Annotated in this window: 19 protein-coding genes; 4 read left to right on the top strand and 15 right to left on the bottom strand. The window is 74.3% G+C overall.

Annotated elements, in window-relative coordinates; translation table 11 throughout:
- Window positions 1-110: 110 nt before the first annotated feature.
- The gene (locus tag E4U92_RS22230) at window positions 111-968 is read left to right on the top strand and encodes a 3-hydroxybutyryl-CoA dehydrogenase (RefSeq protein WP_137302198.1); all 858 of its coding nucleotides are present in this window, start codon (window positions 111-113) and stop codon (window positions 966-968) included.
- A gap of 76 nt (window positions 969-1,044) precedes the next feature.
- Here the strand turns inward: E4U92_RS22230 and E4U92_RS22225 are convergent, their stop codons facing one another.
- From E4U92_RS22225 to infC, 9 genes are all read right to left on the bottom strand, one after another.
- Window positions 1,045-1,575 (bottom strand): NUDIX hydrolase, encoded by a 531-nt coding sequence (locus tag E4U92_RS22225; RefSeq protein WP_137302197.1) that lies wholly within the window; start codon window positions 1,573-1,575, stop codon window positions 1,045-1,047.
- Window positions 1,576-1,686: 111 nt separating this feature from the next.
- On the bottom strand, window positions 1,687-3,027 hold the full coding sequence (locus tag E4U92_RS22220) for an NsdA family TPR-like regulatory protein (RefSeq protein WP_137302196.1): 1,341 nt from the start codon (window positions 3,025-3,027) through the stop codon (window positions 1,687-1,689).
- Between the two features lie 240 nt (window positions 3,028-3,267).
- Window positions 3,268-5,781, bottom strand: coding sequence for a phenylalanine--tRNA ligase subunit beta (pheT, locus tag E4U92_RS22215; protein ID WP_137302195.1), 2,514 nt, complete (start codon window positions 5,779-5,781; stop codon window positions 3,268-3,270).
- On the bottom strand, window positions 5,781-6,902 hold the full coding sequence (gene pheS, locus E4U92_RS22210) for a phenylalanine--tRNA ligase subunit alpha (RefSeq protein WP_137302194.1): 1,122 nt from the start codon (window positions 6,900-6,902) through the stop codon (window positions 5,781-5,783). Before pheS ends, pheT begins: the two co-directional genes overlap by 1 nt.
- 148 nt (window positions 6,903-7,050) lie before the next feature.
- Window positions 7,051-8,193 carry a sensor histidine kinase gene (locus tag E4U92_RS22205; protein WP_137302193.1) on the bottom strand — a complete coding sequence of 381 codons (1,143 nt, stop codon included), beginning with the start codon at window positions 8,191-8,193 and terminating at the stop codon, window positions 7,051-7,053.
- Between the two features lie 47 nt (window positions 8,194-8,240).
- Window positions 8,241-9,092, bottom strand: coding sequence for a TrmH family RNA methyltransferase (locus tag E4U92_RS22200; protein ID WP_137302192.1), 852 nt, complete (start codon window positions 9,090-9,092; stop codon window positions 8,241-8,243).
- 132 nt (window positions 9,093-9,224) lie between these two features.
- Window positions 9,225-9,608 carry a 50S ribosomal protein L20 gene (rplT, locus tag E4U92_RS22195; protein ID WP_004002577.1) on the bottom strand — a complete coding sequence of 128 codons (384 nt, stop codon included), beginning with the start codon at window positions 9,606-9,608 and terminating at the stop codon, window positions 9,225-9,227.
- Window positions 9,609-9,722: 114 nt separating this feature from the next.
- On the bottom strand, window positions 9,723-9,917 hold the full coding sequence (gene rpmI, locus E4U92_RS22190) for a 50S ribosomal protein L35 (protein ID WP_003977225.1): 195 nt from the start codon (window positions 9,915-9,917) through the stop codon (window positions 9,723-9,725).
- A 111-nt stretch (window positions 9,918-10,028) separates the two neighbouring features.
- Window positions 10,029-10,694 carry a translation initiation factor IF-3 gene (gene infC / locus E4U92_RS22185; protein ID WP_137302382.1) on the bottom strand — a complete coding sequence of 222 codons (666 nt, stop codon included), beginning with the start codon at window positions 10,692-10,694 and terminating at the stop codon, window positions 10,029-10,031.
- Window positions 10,695-11,055: 361 nt separating this feature from the next.
- Here infC and E4U92_RS22175 point away from each other — a divergent pair, with 361 nt between their 5' ends.
- A complete protein-coding gene (locus E4U92_RS22175) occupies window positions 11,056-11,418 on the top strand; it encodes a DUF1844 domain-containing protein (protein WP_137302191.1) in 363 nt (120 codons plus the stop codon).
- 30 nt (window positions 11,419-11,448) lie between these two features.
- Here E4U92_RS22175 and E4U92_RS22170 read toward each other — a convergent pair whose 3' ends face one another.
- Entirely contained in the window at window positions 11,449-12,192 is a 744-nt protein-coding gene (locus E4U92_RS22170) for an SseB family protein (protein ID WP_137302190.1), read from the bottom strand.
- Window positions 12,193-12,341: 149 nt separating this feature from the next.
- On the opposite strand from E4U92_RS22170, the gene E4U92_RS22165 reads away from it, so the two are divergent.
- Window positions 12,342-13,346: a serine hydrolase gene (locus E4U92_RS22165; protein WP_137302189.1), complete on the top strand. Its 1,005-nt coding sequence runs from the start codon at window positions 12,342-12,344 to the stop codon at window positions 13,344-13,346.
- Here the strand turns inward: E4U92_RS22165 and mycP are convergent.
- Together mycP and E4U92_RS36710 are read right to left on the bottom strand one after the other, a co-directional pair.
- Entirely contained in the window at window positions 13,343-14,542 is a 1,200-nt protein-coding gene (mycP, locus tag E4U92_RS22160; protein WP_137302188.1) for a type VII secretion-associated serine protease mycosin, read from the bottom strand. The two genes, E4U92_RS22165 and mycP, sit on opposite strands and share 4 nt — an antisense overlap.
- On the bottom strand, window positions 14,539-16,368 hold the full coding sequence (locus E4U92_RS36710; protein WP_229862678.1) for a hypothetical protein: 1,830 nt from the start codon (window positions 16,366-16,368) through the stop codon (window positions 14,539-14,541). Before E4U92_RS36710 ends, mycP begins: the two co-directional genes overlap by 4 nt.
- 286 nt (window positions 16,369-16,654) lie before the next feature.
- Between E4U92_RS36710 and E4U92_RS22150 the strand changes: the two genes are divergently transcribed.
- Window positions 16,655-17,857 (top strand): amino acid deaminase/aldolase, encoded by a 1,203-nt coding sequence (locus E4U92_RS22150; protein ID WP_137302187.1) that lies wholly within the window; start codon window positions 16,655-16,657, stop codon window positions 17,855-17,857.
- Between the two features lie 56 nt (window positions 17,858-17,913).
- Here the strand turns inward: E4U92_RS22150 and E4U92_RS22145 are convergent, their stop codons facing one another.
- From E4U92_RS22145 to E4U92_RS22135, 3 genes are read right to left on the bottom strand one after another with little or no spacing between them, the layout of a single operon-like run.
- Complete coding sequence (locus E4U92_RS22145) at window positions 17,914-18,696, bottom strand: 3-oxoacyl-ACP reductase (RefSeq protein WP_067235268.1); 783 nt, start codon at window positions 18,694-18,696, stop codon at window positions 17,914-17,916.
- Between the two features lie 5 nt (window positions 18,697-18,701).
- Entirely contained in the window at window positions 18,702-20,072 is a 1,371-nt protein-coding gene (locus E4U92_RS22140; RefSeq protein WP_137302186.1) for an aldehyde dehydrogenase family protein, read from the bottom strand.
- A gap of 8 nt (window positions 20,073-20,080) precedes the next feature.
- The gene (locus E4U92_RS22135) at window positions 20,081-21,445 is read right to left on the bottom strand and encodes a glutamine synthetase family protein (protein WP_137302185.1); all 1,365 of its coding nucleotides are present in this window, start codon (window positions 21,443-21,445) and stop codon (window positions 20,081-20,083) included.
- Between the last annotated feature and the right edge of the window lie 57 nt (window positions 21,446-21,502).

Raw genomic sequence — 21,502 nt, 5'->3', positions numbered from 1 at the left:
TCATCGATACTTGCTAGTAACGTGCACGATCGGAGCAGGGCGCCGTACCGGGAGACCCGCGGACGGCCGGAGACGCAGCGAATGCGGCAAACCGCAGCAAAGGGGACGACGTGACCGACATCGAACGCGTGGGAGTGGTGGGCTGCGGCCAGATGGGAGCGGGCATCGCCGAGGTCTGCGCCCGTGCCGGTCTGGACGTCAAGGTCGCCGAGACCACCGGCGAGGCCCTGGAGATCGGCCGTACCCGGCTGTTCAACTCCCTGGCGAAGGCCGCCGAGCGCGGCAAGATCACGGCGGAGGAGCGGGACGCCACGCAGGCGCGCCTGAGCTTCACCACCGACCTCGGCGAGTTCGCCGACCGCGACCTGGTCATCGAGGCGGTCGTCGAGAACGAGCAGGTCAAGACGGAGATCTTCCAGGTCCTCGACCAGGTGGTGACCCGCCCGGACGCGATCCTCGCCTCCAACACCTCCTCCATCCCGCTGGTCAAGCTGGCGGTCGCCACCTCGCGCCCCGACCACGTCGTCGGCATCCACTTCTTCAACCCGGCCCCGGTGCAGCAGCTCGTCGAGCTGATCCCGGCGCTCACCACCTCCGAGGGCACGCTCAGCCGGGCGCAGGTCTTCGCCGAGAAGGTGCTCGGCAAGCACGCGATCCGCGCCCAGGACCGCTCGGGCTTCGTGGTGAACGCGCTGCTGGTGCCGTACCTGCTGTCCGCGATCCGGATGTTCGAGTCGGGCATCGCCAGCCGCGAGGACATCGACAACGGCATGGAGATGGGCTGCGCCCACCCGATGGGCCCGCTGAAGCTGTCCGACCTGATCGGTCTGGACACCATCGTCTCCATCGCCAACTCCATGTACGCCGAGTACAAGGAGCCGCTGTACTCCGCTCCCCCGCTGCTCCAGCGGATGGTCGACGCGGGCCGGCTGGGCCGCAAGACCGGCTCGGGCTTCTACACGTACTGACCGCGCTGACGCGGGTGACGGGCCCGGCACCTGGGGTGCCGGGCCCGTTCCGTGCCCCGCGTCGCGCCGCCGCCGGTCAGCCGAGCCGGAGGTGGTGCAGGAGCAGTAACGCCGCCGCCATGTTGGCGGCCGGTACCTCCCCCCGCGCGATCAGGTCCGGGACCAGCTTGAGCGGGACCCAGGCGCGGCGGTCCGACTCGAAGTCGTCCACCGGGTGCCCGAGGTACTCGCCCCGGTCCGACCAGTAGATGTGGTGCCGGGCGTCACTGAGGCCGTTGGACGGCTCCACGGTCATCAGGTGGTGCAGGGCCCCCGGCCGCCAGCCGGTCTCCTCCTCCAGTTCCCGGGCCGCCGCACCGGCGACGTCCTCGCCGTCCTCGACGACGCCGGCGGCCAGTTCCCAGCCCCAGCTGTCGGTGATGAAGCGGTGGCGCCACAGGAGCAGGACCTCGTTGGCGTCGTTCACGACCGTGGCCACCGCGACCGGCCGCAGGCGGATCAGGAAGTGGTCGAGGTGCCGGCCGTCCGGGAGCGTCACATCGGCCAGGTTGACCCGGAACCAGCGGTTCTCATACACGGTTTGTTCGTTTTGTTTCGTCCACTGCACGGTTCTGCCACCTTCCGTCGAGTCAGGGGCAATATCGCAGCAGGGACGCGGACGACCCACAGAGCGCTTCCGGTCCATGGGTCCCCGCCGAGCGGTCTCCGCCGAGGCACACTAGATCGGCACGCGCAGCGCTCCGTCGATGAGTTCGGCGGCCTCGGCCGTTCCGGCGCAGCCGCTGCGCACCAGGTGCTCGCGTACCGTGCGCAGCCGGTCGCGCAGCCGCTGCGACTCCATCCCGCGGGCCGCCTCGGCCATCCGCACCGCCGTCGCCACCGCCCGGTCGGCGTGGCCCTGGCGCAGCTCGATCGTGCTGAGCATGGCCAGCCGGTGCACCCGGCCCCGGTCGTGCGCCGGAGTGTCCACCGCGGCCGCCGCGTGCTCGGCGGCCGCGGCCAGCTCGCCGAGGCTCAACAGGGCCTCCGCCACCTGGACGTTGACCAGGCCCGGCTGGACGTAGCCGGTCTCGTCGGGTTCGTACCCGCGCCGGATGTGCTCGGCCGCCGTCTCCGCCCGCCGGATGCAGGAGAGCGCGCTCGTGCCGTCACCGAGGTGCGCGTACGCCTTGGCCTGCATCGCGTACAGATCGGAGGCGAGCGCGGGGGTGATGTGCTTGCCCGCGGCCCGCAGCGCGGCCTCCGCGAACGCGACGGCCTGGCGGAACTCCCGCAGGAACAGCGCCTGGTTGACCAGCAGCGCGATCACGTACGCCCCGAGTCCCCGGTCGCCGCTGGCCTTGGCCAGCCGCAGCGCCTGGTGGAAGTAGCGCTGGGCGAGCCCGTGCGCGTCGGAGTCGTACGCGCAGATCCCGGCGATCGCCACCAGCCCGCCCGTGGCGCGGTGCAGTTGGCGACCGGTGGCGTCGGTGTAGCTGCCGCGCAGCAGCGGCGCGGCCTCGGCGTTGAGGAAGCCGACTATGCGGGACCGGGTCGCGATGCCGCCCGCCTTGCGGTACATCAGCTCGTAGTGGCTGCGGGCCGCGCGCAGGGTGTCCAGGTCGGCCGGGGTGACCCGGTGCCGGCCCCCGCGGGAGACGTCGACGTCCTCGGGCGGGTTCTCCCACTCCCACACCGGCATCACGGCCGGCGTCCCGGTGACCGCGGGGGCGCCGAGGAGGTGGGGGCGCTGCTGCTCGTCGGAGCGCCACAGCGCGGTGGCCCGCTCGACGAAGCCGGACAGGGAGGTGCCGTGCGGGCCGGCCGGCTCCCCCGGCACACCGAGGCCGATGTCGTCGAGGGTGACCGTGCGGTGCAGCCGGGCGGCGAGCACCTCGCAGATCAGGTCGGGGACCTGGCCGCGCGGCCGCTGGCCCTTCAGCCAGCGGGCCACGGCGGTGTGTTCGTAGCGGAGCTGGAGCCCTCGGGCGCGTCCGGCCTGGTTGACGTGGGCGGCGAGGCCGGCGTGGGAGATCCCCGCCTCGTCCAGGATCGCGTCGAGGAGAGTGTTGGGCTGCATGGGTGCCCCCCGGGTGGTTCAGTGCGGACAGGGTAGTGCGTCCGCCTTCACACGGGGTGTGAACGGAGTGCGCGCATCCGGCGCGTGTGCGCGCTGTCGCGCTGTGTGGCCGGGCCGGTTGACTGAGGTGCCGGGCCGCCGGCTCCCCCTCGTACAACTGGCGGCCCGGCGTCCGCACGCGGGCGGCCGGCCACGAACGCGTCGTGACCGGCCGCCTGCGGGACCCCTGCGGGGGACGGATCAGCCCCGCAGCACCGCTCCGGTGCGCTCCCCGGCGAGGGCGACGGCGGCGTCGCGGGCCGCCGAGGCCTCGTCCACGGTGAGCGTCCGGTCCGCCGCGCGGAACCGCAGCGCGTAGGCCAGGGACTTCTTGCCGTCGCCGAGCTGCTCCTCGTTCTCGTACACGTCGAACAGCCGGATGGCCTCCAGGAGTGCACCGGCGCCCTCGCGCAGCGCGGCCTCCACCTCGGCGGCCGGGACCGGCTTGTCGACCACCAGGGCGACGTCCTGCGTGGCGACGGGGAACGTGGAGATGCCGGGCGCCTGCGGCGTGTCGTCGCCGACCCGCTCCAGGACGTCCAGGTCGATCTCCATCGCGCAGGTGCGCGCGGGCAGCCCCAGCGCCTTCAGCACGCGCGGGTGCAGCTCGCCGGCGTGGCCGACGACCCGCTCCGCGCCGTCCAGGACGACCACGAACTCGGCGCACCGGCCCGGGTGCCACGGACCGTACTGGCCCTTGCGGACGCCGAGTGCGGCACCGGCCTCGCGCGCGGCCAGGCGGCCCGCCTCGACCGCGTCGGCCCAGCCGGCCGGGCGGCCCTCGCCCCACCAGCCGGCCTGCTCGCGGGCGCCCGCGAGGACCACGGCGACGTGGCGCGGCTGCTCGGGGAGCACGGCGTCGAGCGCGGCGAGCTCCTCGTCGGTGGGCCGCCGGTCGACGGGCAGGTGCCCGGCGGCCCGCTGCTCCTCGCGCGGCTGGAAGACCAGGCCGGTCTCGAAGAGGGCCAGGTCGTGCGAGCCACGGCCGTCGTTGCGCCGCAGCGCGCCGAGCAGGCCCGGCAGCAGCGAGGTGCGCAGCGCCGGCTCCTCGTCGTTGAGCGGGTTGACCAGCTTCACGACCCGGCGGGCCGGGTCGTCGGCCTCGAGGCCGAGCTGGTCGAACACCTGCTCGCTGACGAAGGGGTAGTTCGGCGCCTCGACGTAGCCGGCGCCGGCCAGGGCGCGGCCGACGCGGCGGTGCAGCCGCTGGCGGTGGGTCAGGCCGCGGCCGGAGGGCGGCTTGGGCAGCGTGGAGGGCAGGTTCTCGTAGCCCTCCAGGCGGATGACCTCCTCCGCCAGGTCGTTGGCCTCCAGGAGGTCGGGCCGCCAGGACGGGGCGGTGACGATCAGCTCGTCCTGCCCGTACACGTCGCAGCCGATCTCCTGCAGCCGGCGCACCACGGTCTCGCGGCCGTAGTCGACGCCCGCGACGCGGTCGGGGTGGTTCGCCGGGACGGTGATCGTGTGCGGCGCCGACGGCGCGACGATCTCGGTGACGCCGGCGTCGGCCGTGCCGCCCGCGAGCAGGACCAGCAGGTCGACGGTGCGCTGCGCGGCGGCCGCCGCGGCCTGCGGGTCGACGCCCCGCTCGAAGCGGCGGGACGCCTCCGAGGACAGCTTGTGGCGGCGGGCCGTCCGGGCGATGGAGACCGCGTTGAAGTGCGCCGCCTCGATCACGACGTCGCTGGTGGCGTTCTCGAGGTCGTCGTGGTCGGCGATCTCGGTGTTGGCGCCGCCCATCACGCCCGCGAGGCCGATGGGGCCGCGGTCGTCGGTGATGACCAGGTCCTCGGCGTGCAGGGTGCGCTCGACGCCGTCGAGGGTGACGAGCTTCTCGCCCTCCTGGGCGCGGCGCACGCCGATGGTGCCCTGGACCAGCGTGCGGTCGTAGGCGTGCAGGGGCTGGCCCAGCTCCATCATCACGTAGTTGGTGACGTCGACGGCGAGCGAGATCGGGCGCATGCCGACCTTCTGCAGCCGGCGCTGGAGCCAGATCGGCGAGCGGGCCTCGGGGCTGAGGCCGCTGACCGTGCGGGCGGTGAAGCGGTCGCAGCCGGCCGGGTCGGTGACCTGGACCGGGTAGCCGTACGCGTTGGGCGCGGGCACGTCGAGCAGCGCGGGGTCGCGCAGCGGCAGGCCGTAGGCGATGGCGGTCTCGCGGGCGACGCCGCGGATGGACAGGCAGTCGCCGCGGTTGGCGGTGACGGCGATGTCCAGGACCTCGTCGACCAGTTCGAGCAGTTCGACGGCGTCCCGGCCGACCTCGGTCTCGGGCGGCAGCACGATGATGCCCTTGCTGCCGTCGTCGCCCATGCCCAGCTCGTCGCTGGAGCAGATCATGCCGTGGGAGGTCTTGCCGTAGGTCTTGCGCGCGGCGATGGCGAAGCCGCCGGGCAGCACCGCGCCGGGGAGCACGACCACGACCTTGTCGCCGACGGCGAAGTTGCGGGCGCCGCAGACGATCTCCTGGGGCTCACCCGTGCCGTTGGCCGCGCCGACGTCGACGGTGCAGAAGCGGATCGGCTTCTTGAAGCCCTCCAGCTCCTCGATGGTGAGCACCTGGCCCACCACCAGGGGGCCCTTGAGGTCGTGGCCGAGCTGCTCGACCGTCTCGACCTCCAGACCCGCCGAGATCAGCTTGGCCTGGACGTCGCGGCCGGTCTCGGTGGCCGGCAGGTCGACGTACTCCCGCAGCCAGGAAAGCGGGACCCGCATCAGATCTCCATCCCGAACGGCCGGGTGAACCGGACGTCACCCTCGACCATGTCTCGCATGTCCTCGACGTTGTGGCGGAACATCAGCATCCGCTCGATGCCGAACCCGAAGGCGAAGCCGCTGTACTTCTCCGGGTCGACGCCGCAGGCGGTGAGCACCCGCGGGTTGACCATGCCGCAGCCGCCCAGCTCGATCCAGCCCTCGGAGGAGCAGGTGCGGCAGGGGCGGTCCGGGTTGCCGACGGACTCGCCGCGGCAGACGTAGCACACCATGTCCATCTCGGCGGACGGCTCGGTGAACGGGAAGAAGTTCGGCCGCAGCCGGGTCTTCATGCCCTCGCCGAACAGCGACTGGACCATGTGGTCCAGGGTGCCCTTGAGGTCGGCCATGGTCAGGCCCTCGTCGACGGCGAGCAGCTCGACCTGGTGGAAGACCGGGGTGTGCGTGGCGTCCAGCTCGTCGGTGCGGTACACGCGGCCGGGGCAGATCACGTAGACCGGCAGCTCGCGCTCCAGCAGGGAGCGGATCTGCACGGGCGAGGTGTGGGTGCGCAGCACCACGCCCGAGTCGGCGCCGCCGTCCGGGCCCTGCACGAAGAAGGTGTCCGCCTCGCCGCGGGCCGGGTGGTCCGGGCCGATGTTCAGGGCGTCGAAGTTGAACCACTCGGCTTCGACCTGGGGGCCCTCGGCGACCTCGTAGCCCATGGCCACGAAGATGTCCTCGATGCGCTCCGAGAGCGTGGTGAGCGGGTGGCGGGCGCCGGCCGGGACGCGGTCGTACGGCAGGGTGACGTCCACCGACTCCTCGACCAGCACGCGGGCGTCGCGCTCGGCCTCCAGCTCGGCCTGGCGGGCGGCGAGGGCCTTGTTCACGGCGCCGCGGGCCTGGCCCACGCGCTTGCCGGCGTCGGCCTTGGCGTGCGGGGGCAGGGCGCCGATCTCGCGGTTGGCGAGCGCCAGCGGGGAGGTGCCCCCGGTGTGGGCGACCTTGGCCTCCTGGAGCGCGTCGAGGGAGTCCGCGGCGGCGAAGGCGGCGAGCGCCTCGTCCCGCATGCGCTCGATCTCTTCCGGTTTCAACGCCTCGACCTCGACTGGGTCGTACGACTTATTGGGTGCCGACATCTCTTCCCGTGCTTCCGTTGGCTGGCGGATGGTCCCCGTGACCGGCTCTGCGTCGCTCCAAGGGCCGTGTGCAGGACACAAAGGTGCCAAACGCCGAGTCTAACGGGGTTGAGGTGAGCGAATGCGCCCGTGGGGCCGGGGCCGGGTCTCAGGTGAGGTACGCCGGTGCCGCCACGGGCAACGTAAATCGGAACTCGGCGCCGCCGCCGGGGGCGCGGCCGACCGTGATGACACCGCCGTGGGCCTCCACGATGCCCTTGACGATGTACAGCCCGAGGCCCGTGCCGCCGCGCTTGCTGCCCCGCCAGAAGCGGGTGAAGACGCGGTTCATGGACTCCTCCGGGATGCCGGCGCCCTCGTCGCTCACGGTGACCGACGTGCCGGTGTCCTCCCCCTCACGGGGGGACGCGGCGGGCGTGATGTCGATGGTGACGGTTCCCTCGCCGTGCCGCACCGCATTTTCGATGAGGTTGCTGAGCACCTGGTCGATCTTGTCGGGGTCGGCCCACAGCGCGGGCAGGGGCTGCTCGATACGCAGCAGGAAGCGGTCGGCGGGCTGGCCGGCGGCGACGTAGGCCTGGATGTGGCGGCCGACGGCGGCGCCCATGTCGACGGGCTGGCGGCGCACCTCCAGGCGTCCGCTGTCGATGCGGGAGATGTCGAGCAGTTCGGCGATGAGCCGGGTGACGCGGTCGGCGTCGGCGTCGACGGTCTCCAGCATCAGGCGCTTCTGGTCGTCGGTGAAACGGTGCCACTTGGCGAGCAGGGTGGCGGTGAAGCCCTTCACGGAGGTCAGGGGCGAGCGCAGTTCGTGGGCGACGGTGGCGATCAGCTCGGCGTGGGAGCGCTCGGTGCGGCGGCGGGCCTCGGTGTCGCGCAGGCTGACGACGACGCGCCGCACGGGGCCGGTGGGGCGGGCGCGGACGTAGCGGGCGGTGACGAGGACCTCCCGGCCGCCGGGGAGCAGGAGGTTGCGCTCGGGCTGGCGCACCCGGATGGCGAGTCCGCCGTAGGGGTCGGTGAGCTGCCACCAGCGCCGGCCCTCCAGGTCCTCCAGCGGCAGCGCCTTCTCCAGCGGCTGTCCGAGGGCGTCGGCGGCCCGGGTGGCGGTGATGCGCTCGGCGGCGGCGTTGAAGCGGACGACGCGGCCGTGCTCGTCCGCGACGACGAGCCCGTCGGGGAGGTCGTCGGGGTCGGTGTCCGGGGCGGACGCGGCGGCGCCGGGCGGGGCGGCCCCCGGCGGGTGCCGCGCGTCCCGGCCACCCGGTGTGCTGCTCGTCCCCACGCTCATCCCCGCACCCCACCTCCCAGACGAGGATCCCCGAGCAGGTCACCCTACTAGCCGCCGGTGACGGAACGGCACCCTCCGGAGGCGCGCTGTGCACGGGCCGACGCGTACAGACATACGGCCGCGGCGGTCGCCAGGTTCAGGCTCTCGGCCTTCCCGTGGATCGGGACGCGGACGACGGCGTCGGCGAGCGCCCGGGTCTCCTCGGGCAGCCCCCAGGCCTCGTTGCCGAACACCCAGGCGGTGGGGCCGCCCATGGTGCCCCGGTCGAGTTCGTCGTCGAGGTCGTGGTCGCCCGCGCCGTCGGCGGCGAGGACGCGGACCCCGGCGTCCTTCAGTCCGGCGACGGCCCGCTCGACGGGGACGCCGACGGCGACCGGCAGGTGGAACAGTGAGCCGACGGAGGCGCGCACGGCCTTGGGGTTGTAGAGGTCGACGGAGGCGTCGGTGAGGACGACGGCGTCGGCTCCGGCGGCGTCGGCGCAGCGCAGCACGGTGCCCGCGTTGCCGGGGTCGCGCACGTGGGCGAGCACGGCGACGAGGCGGGGCCGGGCGGCGAGGACGTCGTCGAAGGGGGTGTCGACGAACCGGCACACCCCGACGAGCCCCTGCGGGGTGACGGTGGTGGAGATGTCGGCGATCACCTGCTCGTCCGCGAGGTGGACGCGGGCGCCGGCCGCGCGGGCCCCGCCGACGATGTCCGCGTGGCGCTCGGCGGCCTCCACGGTGGTGAACAGCTCGACGAGGGTGTCCGCGCCGTAGGCGGCGGCCTCCCGTACGGCCTGCGGTCCCTCCGCGAGGAACAGCCGCTCCTTGCCCCGGAAGTTCCGCCTGGCCAGACGCCGTGCGGCGGCGACCCGGGGGGATCGGGGGGAGATCAGCTCGGGGCTGGCGGGGGGCATTCCTGGTTCACCTTCATCGTCGTGCGGCCGGCCCGGCGCGGGGGCGGCGATCCGTGGGGCGGCAGCAAAGGACCCGCAGGCCTGGGGGCCTGCGGGTCCTTCGGGGTCACGTCGGCTGGTGCCGGCGCAGCGTCACGCGGCCTTCGGGGCGTTGACGTCGCTCGGCAGGGCCTTCTGGGCGACCTCGACCAGCGCGGCGAACGCACCGGCGTCGTTGACGGCCAGCTCGGCGAGGATCTTGCGGTCCACCTCGACGTTGGCGGCCTTCAGGCCCTGGATGAAGCGGTTGTACGTGATGCCGTTCGCGCGGGCAGCGGCGTTGATGCGCTGGATCCACAGCTGGCGGAAGTCGCCCTTGCGCTTCTTGCGGTCGTTGTAGTTGTAGACCAGCGAGTGGGTGACCTGCTCCTTGGCCTTGCGGTACAGGCGCGAACGCTGACCGCGGTAGCCGGAGGCCTGCTCGAGGATCGCCCGGCGCTTCTTGTGGGCGTTGACTGCCCGCTTGACGCGTGCCACTTGTTTAGCTCCTTGTAGCGGGGCCGTGGGTGGACTCACACGGCCCGGAATCGATTGGGTCCCGGTCCTGCTGACGTACGGCGCTCACCGGTCCGGGGACCGGGCGCCGAGGCGTCACTTGCCGAGAAGCTTCTTGATCTTCGCGGCGTCGCCCGGGGCCATCTCGGCGTTGCCGGTGAGGCGACGCGTCACGCGGGACGACTTGTGCTCGAGCAGGTGGCGCTTGCCGGCGCGCTCGCGGAGCACCTTGCCGGAGCCGGTGATCTTGAAGCGCTTGCTGGCACCGCTGTGCGACTTGTTCTTCGGCATAGCGCCGTTCTCTCCTCGTCGGTGGCGCTCCGGTGCCCGGTTCCTGGAACCGGGCACAGGTGGAGCGTCGCTCTAGTTTCGATTACGTCCTGGGGACGGTGTCCCCCGGGGTCACGCCTCGGCGGAAGCCTCGGCAGGAGCCTCGTCGTGGACCTCGGCGTTCACGGCGTCCGGGTCGGCCGCGTTCTGCGACTTGCCCGGGTTCGCCTTCGCCTCGGCCTTGCGAGCCTCCTGGGCCTGCCGGGCCTCGGCCATGGCCTCGGTCTTCTTCTTGTGCGGACCGAGAACCATGATCATGTTCCGGCCGTCCTGCTTCGGGTTCGACTCGACGAACCCGAGGTCCTGGACGTCCTCCGCGAGCCGCTGGAGCAGTCGGTAGCCCAGCTCGGGCCGGGACTGCTCGCGACCACGGAACATGATCGTGATCTTGACCTTGTCGCCCTGCTTGAGGAACCGGACGACGTGACCCTTCTTGGTGTCATAGTCGTGCGGGTCGATCTTCGGCCGGAGCTTCATCTCCTTGATGACCGTGTGCGCCTGGTTCTTGCGCGCCTCACGGGCCTTCATGGCCGACTCGTACTTGAACTTCCCGTAGTCCATGAGCTTGCAGACCGGCGGGCGGGCGTTCGCCGCGACCTCGACCAGGTCCAGGTCGTACTCCTGCGCAAGCTCCAGTGCCTTCGCGAGCGGCACGATGCCGACCTGCTCGCCACTGGGACCGACAAGTCGCACCTCGGGAACGCGAATCCGGTCGTTGATGCGGGGCTCGGCGCTGATGGATCCTCCTCGGTAGCACCACGCGACCCTCTGGCTTGAGCGCCGCGTAACGTCTGTTTTCGTAAGACCTAACCGCGCCGAAGCAGAAAAAATGCCCCGGACGATCACAGGCGGGGCTCCTCGCACTACCGGAGCACCGCCGCGAGATCGCGGGGCGCACTTTCGGACGGCGCTCCATCGTCCGTACGGAACGATGGCGGCCGTCTGACCGGGTGACCCGCCGCCCGGGGGGCGGTAGGTGGGAGTGCGGAGCCTCCACTTGTGGGCCGAGCACGCGAGTGTCCGGCCGGTCGTCACACAAGGTTAGCAGCTGCCCGGGGGTGGTGCGAACCGGCGTGGTCCGGGGCCTATCGTGTGGGACATGAGTGACACCCCTCCCCAGTCCCCCGCCCCCGACTTCGACGAGATGACCCGGGACATCGCCGAGGTCCCCGCCGTCGAGGTGATCGTGACGGTCGCCGTGAACCTCATGAGCGCCGCCGCGGTGAAGCTCGGGCTGACCGAGGAGGGCGACGCGTACAAGGACCTGGACGAGGCCCGCAAGCTGGTGCACGCCCTCGCCGGTCTGCTGGACGCGTCCGCGACGGAGATCAGCTCGTTCCACGCGGCCCCGCTGCGCGACGGCCTGAAGTCGCTGCAGCTGGCCTTCCGCGAGGCGTCGGTCGTCCCGGACGAGCCGGGCCAGGGACCGGGCGAGAAGTACACGGGGCCGATCTACGGCTAGCGGCTCGCCCGCGCACGCCGCGTACGTCGCCTACGTGGCGTCCGCGTCACGCACGTACAGGGGCTCGCCCGGAGGCGTGGCCGAGGCCGGCAGCAGTGCCAGGTCGAGGCCGCGCACGAGGCGGGCCCTCAGTGTCTCGTCGGCGGCCAGGCGTCCGGCGACCGCGCGGGCGGCCTCGGCGGGCGCCGCGGCCGGGTCCAGCACCAGGGCGAGCGTGCCGTCGGCCTGTCCGGGGCCGAGGTGGGCGCGCAGGACGGCTGGCTCCGCGGCGACGGCCGAGCGGACGGCGTCGACCACCGCCGGGTCGGTGAGCGGGTCGGTGCTGGTGCGGCCCTCGGCGAGCGCGAGCAGGGCCGGCCCGGTCAGCTCGAAGGGCACGGGCCCGGCCAGGTCCAGCACGACCGTGTCGGCCTTCTCGTGGGCGGCGGCCCGGAGCGCCTGGTGCAGTGGTACGGCGACGGGGCGGGCCGCCGGGTCCCAGCGGGCGAGCGACCCGGTGGAGGTGAAGGCGGGCAGGGCGGTGCGGCCGCCGGCCTTCAGGGTGGGCACGGCCATGTCGGAGGTCTTCTCGCGGCGCAGGCCGTTCTCGTCCTCCTCGACCTCGCCGAGCACGGCGACGACGGGCACCAGGAGCCGGGCGCCGCGCAGCGCGGCCAGGACGGGCCCGACGGCCGTGCGGTCCTCGGCCCAGGCGGCCAGCGCGGCGCTCAGCCGGGGGTCGGCGGAGCCGTCGTCGTCGGAGAAGCCGGGGTCGGGGATGTTCTTGTTCGCCACGGTCCCGACCCTATCGGGGGGACGCGGCACGGCTCGTGCGGGGCGGGACGCCCCGGGATCACCGCGTTCACGCTTTTCTCAGCGCCCCCTGACGCGGTTCTCACCCCCGTCCCACGGCGGGCACAGCGCCCGGCTCCAGCATCGCCGGCATGGAGTCCCCCACTGCCCCCACTGCCCCGAGGCGCCGCCGTGCCAGGCCCTCGCGGAGCCGCCGCCTGCTGCTGTGCACGGCCCTCGCCGTGGTCGCCGTCGCCGGTGCGACCGCCGGCGGCACGGTGTGGATGCGGGCCGGGGCGCACCCGGGCACGACCGCGGTACCGTCGCCCGCGGGGTCGGCGAGCGGGGAGGCGGCGGTGGAGCCCGTGGCGGAGTCCGCGACCGACCACGACGCCGTCCTGAGGGCGGCGATGGGGTCCGTGGACGTACCGGACGGCGCGAAGGTGTCCGTGGCCGTCCTGGACGTGGTCTCCGGCGCCGGCGCGGTGTACGGCGACGCGGCCTTCGACACCGCCAGCATCGTCAAGGTCGACATCCTGGCGGCCCTGCTGCTCCGGGCCCAGGACGCGGGGCGGCCGCTGACGGCGCAGGAGAGGACGTACGCCACCGCGATGATCGAGCACAGCGACAACGCCTCCGCGTCGGCGCTGTGGGACGCCATCGGGCGGGCCGAGGGGCTGGACGCGGCGAACGCGCGGTTCGGCCTGACCGCGACCTCCGGCGGCGAGGGTGCGCTGTGGGGACTGACGCAGACCACGGCCGCGGACCAACTGACGCTGCTGCGCCAGGTGTTCGGGGGCTCCGGGGGCGAGGGGTCCGAACTCACCGCCGCCTCCCGTGCGTACCTGCAGGGGCTGATGGGGCGGATAGCCGAGGGGCAGCGGTGGGGGGTCTCGGCGGCGGCCGACGGGTCGGCGTGGGCGCTGAAGAACGGCTGGCTGCCGCGGAGCACGACCGGGTTGTGGGACGTCAACAGCATCGGGCGGATCACGGCCGGGGGCCGTTCGTACCTGGTCGCCGTGCTGTCGAACGGCACGGCCGCCCAGGAGGACGGGATCGCCTTGGTCGAGGCGGCAGCACGGGCGGCGGTGACGGCGCTCGCGGGGGTCGCGGAGGGTCAGGGCCTGTCCTCCGGCGACGGCGGTCCCGGTGGCTAGTAGTCGTGTCCCGGCGGGGTCCGGTCGGCGCCGCGGCGGCGGCCCCGCCACAGGACCACGCCGGCGACCAGCAGGACGGCGCCCGTGCCGCCCGCCAGGGGGCCCGCCCAGTCCGCGGTGCCGTCGGCGCGGCCGGGCTCGTCGGGGCCCGGACCGAAGTACTTCTCGCCGTAGGACTGGGTCGTCAGGCCCTCGGGCTTCAGCTTCGCCGCGGCCCTGAGGGCGGCCGCCGGGTCGATGAAGCCGTAGCCGCGGGAGTCGTCGCGGCCGCCGCTCGGGGGGTTGCGGGCGGTGGCTTCCAGCAGCTTCTTGACCTGGGCCGGGGTCAGGTCCGGGTGGGCCGCCCTGATCAGGGCGGCCGCGCCGGAGACGAACGCGGAGGCGGCCGAGGTGCCCCAGCCCTCGTAGTACTTGTGGTCCGGGTCGGCGATCACCACGTTGACGCCGGGGGCGGCGACCGTGGCGTACCAGCGGCGGGTGGAGAAGGAGGCGCGGGTGCCGAAGCGGTCCACGGCCGTGGCGGCGATGACGCCCGGGTAGGCGGCCGGGTAGGAGATGTGGTCGCCCTTCTCGCCGCCGTTGCCCGCGGAGGCGACGACCACGGAGCCCTTGCGCAGGGCGTACTGGACGGCCTCGTCCTCGGCCGGTTCGGGGTGTGCGGAGGCGGAGTCGTCGCCGAGGGAGAGGTTGATGACGTCGGCGCCGTGGTCGGCGGCCCAGCGGATGCCCTCCGCGAGGGCGTTGCCGCGGGTGGTGCGGGCACGGGCGCGGGCCGGGTCGCCGTCCTCCAATATGACCCGCACCGGCAGGATCTTCGCCTCGGGGGCGATGCCCAGGACGCCGTCGCCGTTCCCGGGGCCGTGCCCGTGGCCGGCGATGATCCCGGCCATCGCGGTGCCGTGGCGGGCCCAGGCGCGGTCGCCCTCGGTCGCGCCGAAGCCGACCAGGTCCTCGCCGGGCAGGACGTTGCCGGCCAGGTCGGGGTGATCGGCCTCGACGCCGGTGTCCAGGACGGCGACGGTGACGCCCTTGCCGCGGGTGGTCTGCCACGCCTCCTGGGTGTGCAGGGCGTCCAGGGCCCACTGCTGGCCGCGGATGCCGTCCGCGTGGGCGGCGGTGGGCGGGACGAGGGCGACGGCGGCGGCCAGCAGGCAGCCGACGACGCCGGCCCTGAGGGTCGTGCGGCCGGCGGTCATGAGGGCCGCTCCGAGGGGGAGGCGGCGGTGGTGCGCAGGCCGCGCTCGACACGGTCGGCCAGGCCCTTGGCCTCGTTGCCGAGCCCTGCCTGGGCGGGGGCGGTGGTGGCGCCGGTCGCGGCGGCCTCGGCGGCGGGCTGCGGTACGGCGACGGTGCGGCCGTCGGCCCAGCCCGAGACGGCGTAGACCACGACCGGGGCGTCGGTGAGGACGGAGACCGTCCAGGAGGCCCGCTGGCGGTCGCCGAACCCGGCGGCGGCCGTGCCCGCGGCGGCGTAGGGGCGGGGCAGCAGGTCGGTGCGGCGGCCCAGGCCCTCCTTCTCGAACCGGGTGTCCAGGGCGCGCATCGCCGCGGGATCGGCCGTCGTGAACAGCAGGCCGACGGTGGTGACGTAGCTCTGCGTGGCGTCGGTGTAGGTGGCGCGCAGCAGGCGGGAGCAGCCCACGGGCGCCAGGACCTGGCGCAGCAACGGGTCGAACGCGTCGGCGCAGCCGCCGTCGGGCGCGACGGCGATCCGGGTCCAGGTGCGGTCGGCACCGCCGGGGCCGGCGCCCCGCCCGGTCACGCTCGGCGGGAAGAGCCGGTCGACGGGCACGCTGTGCCACAGGCCGGCGGCGGCCGTGTAGGCGCTGCGCTCGCCCGCGCCGGAGGCGTCCCCGGCGAGCCAGCTACCGGTGGCGGCACCGACGACGAGTCCGAGCCCCAGCACCATGCTGACGGCCGCGGCGACGACCCGGCCCCGGGCGCCGTCCCCGCGTCCCGCGTCGCCGACACCCTCGGGTCGCGCGAACGTGACGTGCGGCCGCGTGGAACCGCCGGGTGCCGGCGGCGCGCTCCAGGAGAGGGCGGGGTCCGGGCCCGGGGGGTGCGGGTCGGCGGCGGTGCGCGCGCCGGGGGCCGCGAAGTCGGGGTGGCGTACGGGGACGGCAGGGGTCCAGGCGGGCGGGGTACCGGTGGCGGCCGCGAGGCGGCCAGGGGCGGCGTCGTAGGGGCGCGGCGCGTCCTCGTCGTGTCCCGGCGCGGCCCCGGGCGTCCGGGCCCGGGAGAACGGGGACCACGCGCTGCCGGAGGAGGGCGCGCGGCCCGCGTCGGTCGTGCCGGGCCGTCCGGGAGCGGCGGCGGGAGCCGTGTCGGCGGCGGCCGGGGAGACGCCGTGCGCGGGGGTGGTGCGGCGCTCGGCCGGGGCGTCGCCGCGCGGGAAGCCCGCGCCGGGGCGTCCGGCGGTCGGAGGGGCGTCGGGGAAGCGGGCGGACGCGACGGGCGGCGGCGCGTCGCGGAGGTCCGCGGCACGGCCCGCCGACGCGGGGGTGAGGCGCTCCGGCGACCCGGGTGATCCGGCCGGGCGGCTGCCGCGCCCATCGGGCGCCCGGTCCGGGCGGGGTGCGCTCGGCGCGTCCGCCGGAGCGGGGGGCTCGGCCGGGGTCCGGGGCCGGCGTATGCCGGTCGGGGCGGCGGGAGGTATCTCCCTCGGGGCCGACGGGCGGGACGGGTCCGGGGTGCGGGCGGTCGTGGGCGTCCCGGACACGGGAGCCGTGGCGGTCCCGGCCGGCACCCTGCCCTTGGGTGTCCCTGCGGTCGCGGGCGTCGCCGGTCCGGTCGGGGCGGCGGCGGGCCGGGGCGGGGTGGACGGGGCGCCGGGGGTCGGGAAGGCCCCCGCCGAGCGGGGTCCGGCGGCCGACGACGGCCGGGGCAGGTCCGACGTGCCCTCGGTGTGCGGGGGCGCGGGCTCCGCGGCGACCGCGGCTTCAGGGGCCGGCGGGTGGGCGGGGCGGGGCGGGGTGTCGGGGCGCGGGGGGATCGTGGCGCGGCGTGCTTCCGTGCTCATGCACCCCCCGTTTCCTCGTGCCCGGGCCGTGTCCGTCCTGCGCGGGCCCCGTGTGACGCGTGCCCTGCGTCCCGCGCGGGCGCGACCGTCCGCCCCTGGGCACGCATACCTGCCCGCACGGGCGGACCGGCATCCCGGCGCGGGCGTCCGGCCGGGGTCGTTCCGTCGTGCGTGCGCGTCACTCTACGGCTTGTCGCTGGTCCGGCGGGAACCAGTCGGCGACCCCGGGGCATCTGCCCGGATCGTCCCCCTACCCCGCGGTAATCGCGTCTGGCAGGCTGCGTCCATGACTGCGCGCGCCGCCGACCGGGCCCGTTACGACCGGGCCACCGCCCACCTCGACGCCCCTCTCGCGATCGTGGACCTGGACGCCTTCGACGCCAACGCGGAGGACTTGCTCCGCCGCGCCGGGGGCAAGCCGATCCGGGTCGCGAGCAAGTCCGTGCGGTGCCGCGCGCTGCTCGAACGGGTCCTGGCGAAGGAGGGGTTCGCGGGGATCATGTCGTTCACCCTGGCCGAGTCGCTGTGGCTCGCGCGGTCCGGGTTCGACGACGTGCTGCTCGCCTACCCGTCCGCCGACCGCGCCGGGTTCGCCGAGCTCACCGCCGACCCCAAGCTGGCCTCGGCCGTCTCGGTCATGGTCGACGACGTCGCCCAGCTCGACCTGATCGACGCGGCGCGCGGCGACGGCCGTGAAGTGGTGCGGGTCTGCCTGGAGTTGGACACCGCCCTGCGGCTGCTCGGCGGCCGGGTGCGGGTCGGCGCCCGGCGCTCGCCGCTGCACTCCCCCGCCGAGGTCGCCGAGCTGGCCCGCGCGGTGTCCCGGCGGCCCGGCTTCGAGGTCGTGGGGATCATGGCGTACGAGGGGCACATCGCGGGGGTCGGGGACGCGCTCGCGGGGCGGCCGCTGCGCTCCCGGGCGATCCGGCTGATGCAGGCGGCCGCGCGCCGTGAACTCGTGGAGCGGCGGGCCGCGGTGGTGCGCGCGGTGCGGGCCGTCGTACCGGACCTGGAGTTCGTCAACGGCGGCGGCACCGGCAGTGTGCAGAGCACCGCGGCCGAGGACGCGGTGACGGAGATCGCGGCCGGGTCCGGGCTGTACGTGCCGCGGCTGTTCGACAACTACACGTCGTTCAGCGGGCGTCCGGCCGCGCTGTTCGCCCAGCCCGTCGTACGGCGGCCCGGGGTGGGCGTGGTGACGGTGCTGGGCGGCGGCTACCCGGCCTCCGGCGCGGCGGGGGCGGACCGGCTGCCGGTGCCGTACCTGCCGGAGGGGCTGCGCTACGACCCGCAGGAGGGTCCCGGCGAGGTGCAGACCCCGCTGCTCGGCTCCCCCGCGGACGACCTGCTGATCGGCGACAAGGTGTGGTTCCGGCACGCGAAGGCCGGTGAGCTGTGCGAGCGGTTCGACAGCCTGCACCTGGTCGAGGGCGACCGGGTCACGGCGACCGTGCCGACGTACCGGGGCGAGGGGCACACCTTCCTGTAGGCCCCGGCGCCCCGGCTCCCGGCGTCCGGCTCCCGGCGCCCCGGCTCCCGGCGCCCTTACAGCGGGGTGACGTACGCCCCGGAGATGCCGCCGTCCACCAGGAAGTCGGTGGCGTTGACGAACGAGGAGTCGTCGCTGGCCAGGAAGGCGACGGCGGCGGCGATCTCCTCGGCCTCGGCGAACCGGCCGACCGGGATGTGCACCAGCCGGCGCGCGGCCCGCTCCGGGTCCTTGGCGAACAGCTCCCGCAGCAAAGGGGTGTTGACCGGCCCCGGGCACAGGGCGTTGACGCGGATGCCCTCCCGGGCGAACTGCACGCCCAGTTCGCGGGACATGGCGAGCACGCCGCCCTTGGACGCGGTGTAGGAGATCTGGCTGGTGGCCGCGCCCATCCGGGCCACGAACGACGCGGTGTTGATGATCGAGCCCCGGCCCTGGCGCCGCATGTACGGCAGGGCCGCCTTGCAGCACAGGTAGACGGAGGTGAGGTTGACCTCCTGGACGCGCTTCCACGCCTCCAGGCCGGTCTCCAGGATGGAGTCGTCGTCGGGCGGGGAGATGCCGGCGTTGTTGAAGGCGACGTCGACGCTGCCGTAGGTCTCGTACGCCGTCCGGAACAGCGCCTCCACCTGCTCGGGGTCGGTGACGTCGACCTTGACGAAGGTGCCGCCGACCTCCTCGGCGGCGGCCTTGCCGCTGGTCTCGTCGATGTCGCCGCAGACCACGTGGGCGCCCTCGGCGGCGAGCCGGCGAGCGGCGGCGAGGCCGATGCCGCTGCCGGCCCCGGTGACGACGGCGGTGCGGCCGACCAGGCGGCGGCAGATCTGTGCTTCGGTCATGCGGCTCAGGCCTCCGTGCTGAGGAAAACGTTCTTGGTCTCGGTGAACGCGGTCAGGGCGTCCGGGCCCAGCTCCCGGCCGAGGCCGGACTGCTTGAAGCCGCCGAACGGCGTCGAGTAGCGCACGCTGGAGTGGGAGTTGACGGAGAGGTTCCCGGCCCGCACGGCACGCGAGACGCGCAGGGCGCGCCCGAGGTCACGGGTCCAGACGGAGCCCGACAGGCCGTACGGGGTGTCGTTGGCGAGGCGGACGGCGTCCTGCTCGTCGGTGAAGGGGAGCAGCACGGCGACGGGGCCGAAGATCTCCTCGCGGGCGGCGGCGGAGTCGGGCCGTTCGCCGGTCAGGACGGTCGGCGGGAACCAGAAGCCCGGGCCGTCGGGTGCGCTGCCGCGCAGGGCGGGGGCGTCCTCGGGGACGTACCCGCGGACCCGGTCGAGCTGGCGGCGTGAGATGAGCGGGCCCATCTGGGTCTTCTCGTCGGCCGGGTCGCCGACCACGACGGCGGCCAGCGCGTCGGCGAGGAGGGCCGCGACCTCGTCGTACACGGGCTGCTGGACCAGGATGCGGGTGCGGGCGCAGCAGTCCTGGCCGGCGTTGTCGAGAAAGGAGAAGGGGTCCGCGGCGGCCCGGAGGTCGGCGTCGGCGAAGACGATGTTGGGGCTCTTGCCGCCGAGTTCGAGGGTGACCCGCTTCAGCCGGGCCGAGCCCTTCGCCAGCACCTGCCGGCCCACGGCCGTCGACCCGGTGAACACGATCTTGGCGACGCCCGGGTGCTCGACCAGCGCGTCGCCGGTGACGGGCCCGTGTCCGGGGAGGACCTGGAACAGCCCCTCGGGCAGGCCCGCCGCCAGGGCTAGTTCGGCGAGGCGCAGGGCCGTCAGGGGGGTCGTCTCGGCCGGTTTGAGGAGGACGGCGTTGCCCGCCGCGAGCGCGGGGGCGGTGCCCCAGGCGGCGATGGGCAGGGGGAAGTTCCAGGGCGCGATGACGCCGACCACGCCCAGCGGCTCCAGGATGGTGACGTCGAGCCCGCCCGCCACCGGGATCTGACGGCCGGTCAGCCGCTCCACTCCCCCGGCCGCGTAGTCGAGCAGGTCGCGGACGTTGCCCGCCTCCCAGCGAGCGTTGCCGAGGGTGTGCCCGGCCTCCCGGACCTCCAGCCGGGCCAGCTCCTCGAGGTGTTCGTCGACGACGGCGGCGAACCGGCGCAGCAGGCGGGCGCGGTCCGCGGGCGCCAGGGCGGCCCACGTCGTCTGCGCGCGGTGCGCCCGGGAGACGGCCGCGTCCACGTCGGCCGCGGTGGCGACCGGGACGGTGGCGAGGACCTCCTCGGTCGCGGGGTTCAGGACGTCGAGGGCGGGTGCGGGGGCGGCGGGCACGGGGGGCCTCACAGGCGTTCGAAGGAGCGGCGCAGCTCCCAGTCGGTGACCGCGGCGCCGAAGGCGTCCAGCTCGACGCGGGCCATGTTGTGGTAGTGGGCGACCACCTCGTCGCCGAACGCGGCCCGGGCGACGGGGCTGCCGGCCCACAGCTCGGCGGCCTCGCGCAGGGTGGTGGGCACGTGCGCGAAGTCGGCGGCGTAGGCGTTGCCGGCGCAGGGCTCGGGCAGCTCCAGCTCGTGCTCGACGCCGTACAGTCCGGCCGCGACCAGGCCGGAGACGGCGAGGTAGGGGTTGACGTCGCCGCCGGGCAGCCGGTTCTCGAAGCGCAGCGAGCGGCCGTGGCCGACCACGCGCAGCGCGCAGGTGCGGTTGTCGTGGCCCCAGGCGACGGCGGTCGGCGCGAACGAGCCGGGCTGGAACCGCTTGTAGGAGTTGATGTGCGGCGCGTACAGCAGGGAGAAGTCGCGCAGGGCGGCGAGCTGGCCGGCGAGGAAGTGCCGCATCACCGGGGACATGCCGTCCTCGCCGTCCCCGGCCATGGCGTTGCGGCCGTCGGCGTCGGCGAGCGAGAGGTGGATGTGGCAGGAGTTGCCCTCGCGCTCGTTGTACTTGGCCATGAAGGTGAGCGAGACGCCCTCCTGGGCGGCGATCTCCTTGGCGCCGGTCTTGTAGAGCGCGTGCTGGTCGCAGGCGACCAGGGCCTCGTCGTAGCGGAAGGCGATCTCGTGCTGGCCGGGGTTGCACTCGCCCTTGGCGGACTCCACGGTGAGGCCGGCGCCGGCCATCTCGTTGCGGATGCGGCGCAGCAGGGGTTCGATGCGGCCGGTGCCGAGGACGGAGTAGTCGACGTTGTACTGGTTGGCCGGGGTCAGGCCCCGGTAGCCGGCGTCCCAGGCCTGCTCGTAGGTCTCCTTGAAGACGATGAACTCCAGCTCGGTGCCCACCTGGGCGGTGAGGCCCAGCTCGGCGAGGCGCTCCAGCTGGCGGCGCAGGATCTGCCGGGGCGCGGCGACGACGGGTGAGCCGTCGCCCCAGGCGAGGTCGGCGACGGCCAGGGCGGTGCCCGGGTGCCAGGGGATGCGGCGCAGCGTGGACAGGTCCGGGTGCAGGGCGAAGTCGCCGTAGCCGCGGTCCCAGGAGGACATCGCGTAGCCGTCGACGGTGTTCATCTCGACGTCGACCGCGAGGAGGTAGTTGCAGCCCTCGGTGCCGTGGTGGAGGACCTCGTCGAGGAAGAAGCGGGCGGCGAACCGCTTGCCCTGGAGCCGCCCCTGCATGTCGGGGAAGGCCAGGACGACGGTGTCGAGCTCACCGCTCGCGACGAGGGCGTACAGCTCCTCGACGGAGAGCGGGGGTGTGCGGTCTGCCACGGGAGGGCCTCCTTCGGGGCTTCGGCTGCTTCCGCCGACCGGAAGCCATAAGGTATG

It is taken from the genome of Streptomyces galbus, from assembly GCF_005280195.1.
GTDB lineage: Bacteria > Actinomycetota > Actinomycetes > Streptomycetales > Streptomycetaceae > Streptomyces > Streptomyces galbus.
This window is presented reverse-complemented; position numbering and strand designations above follow the sequence as displayed.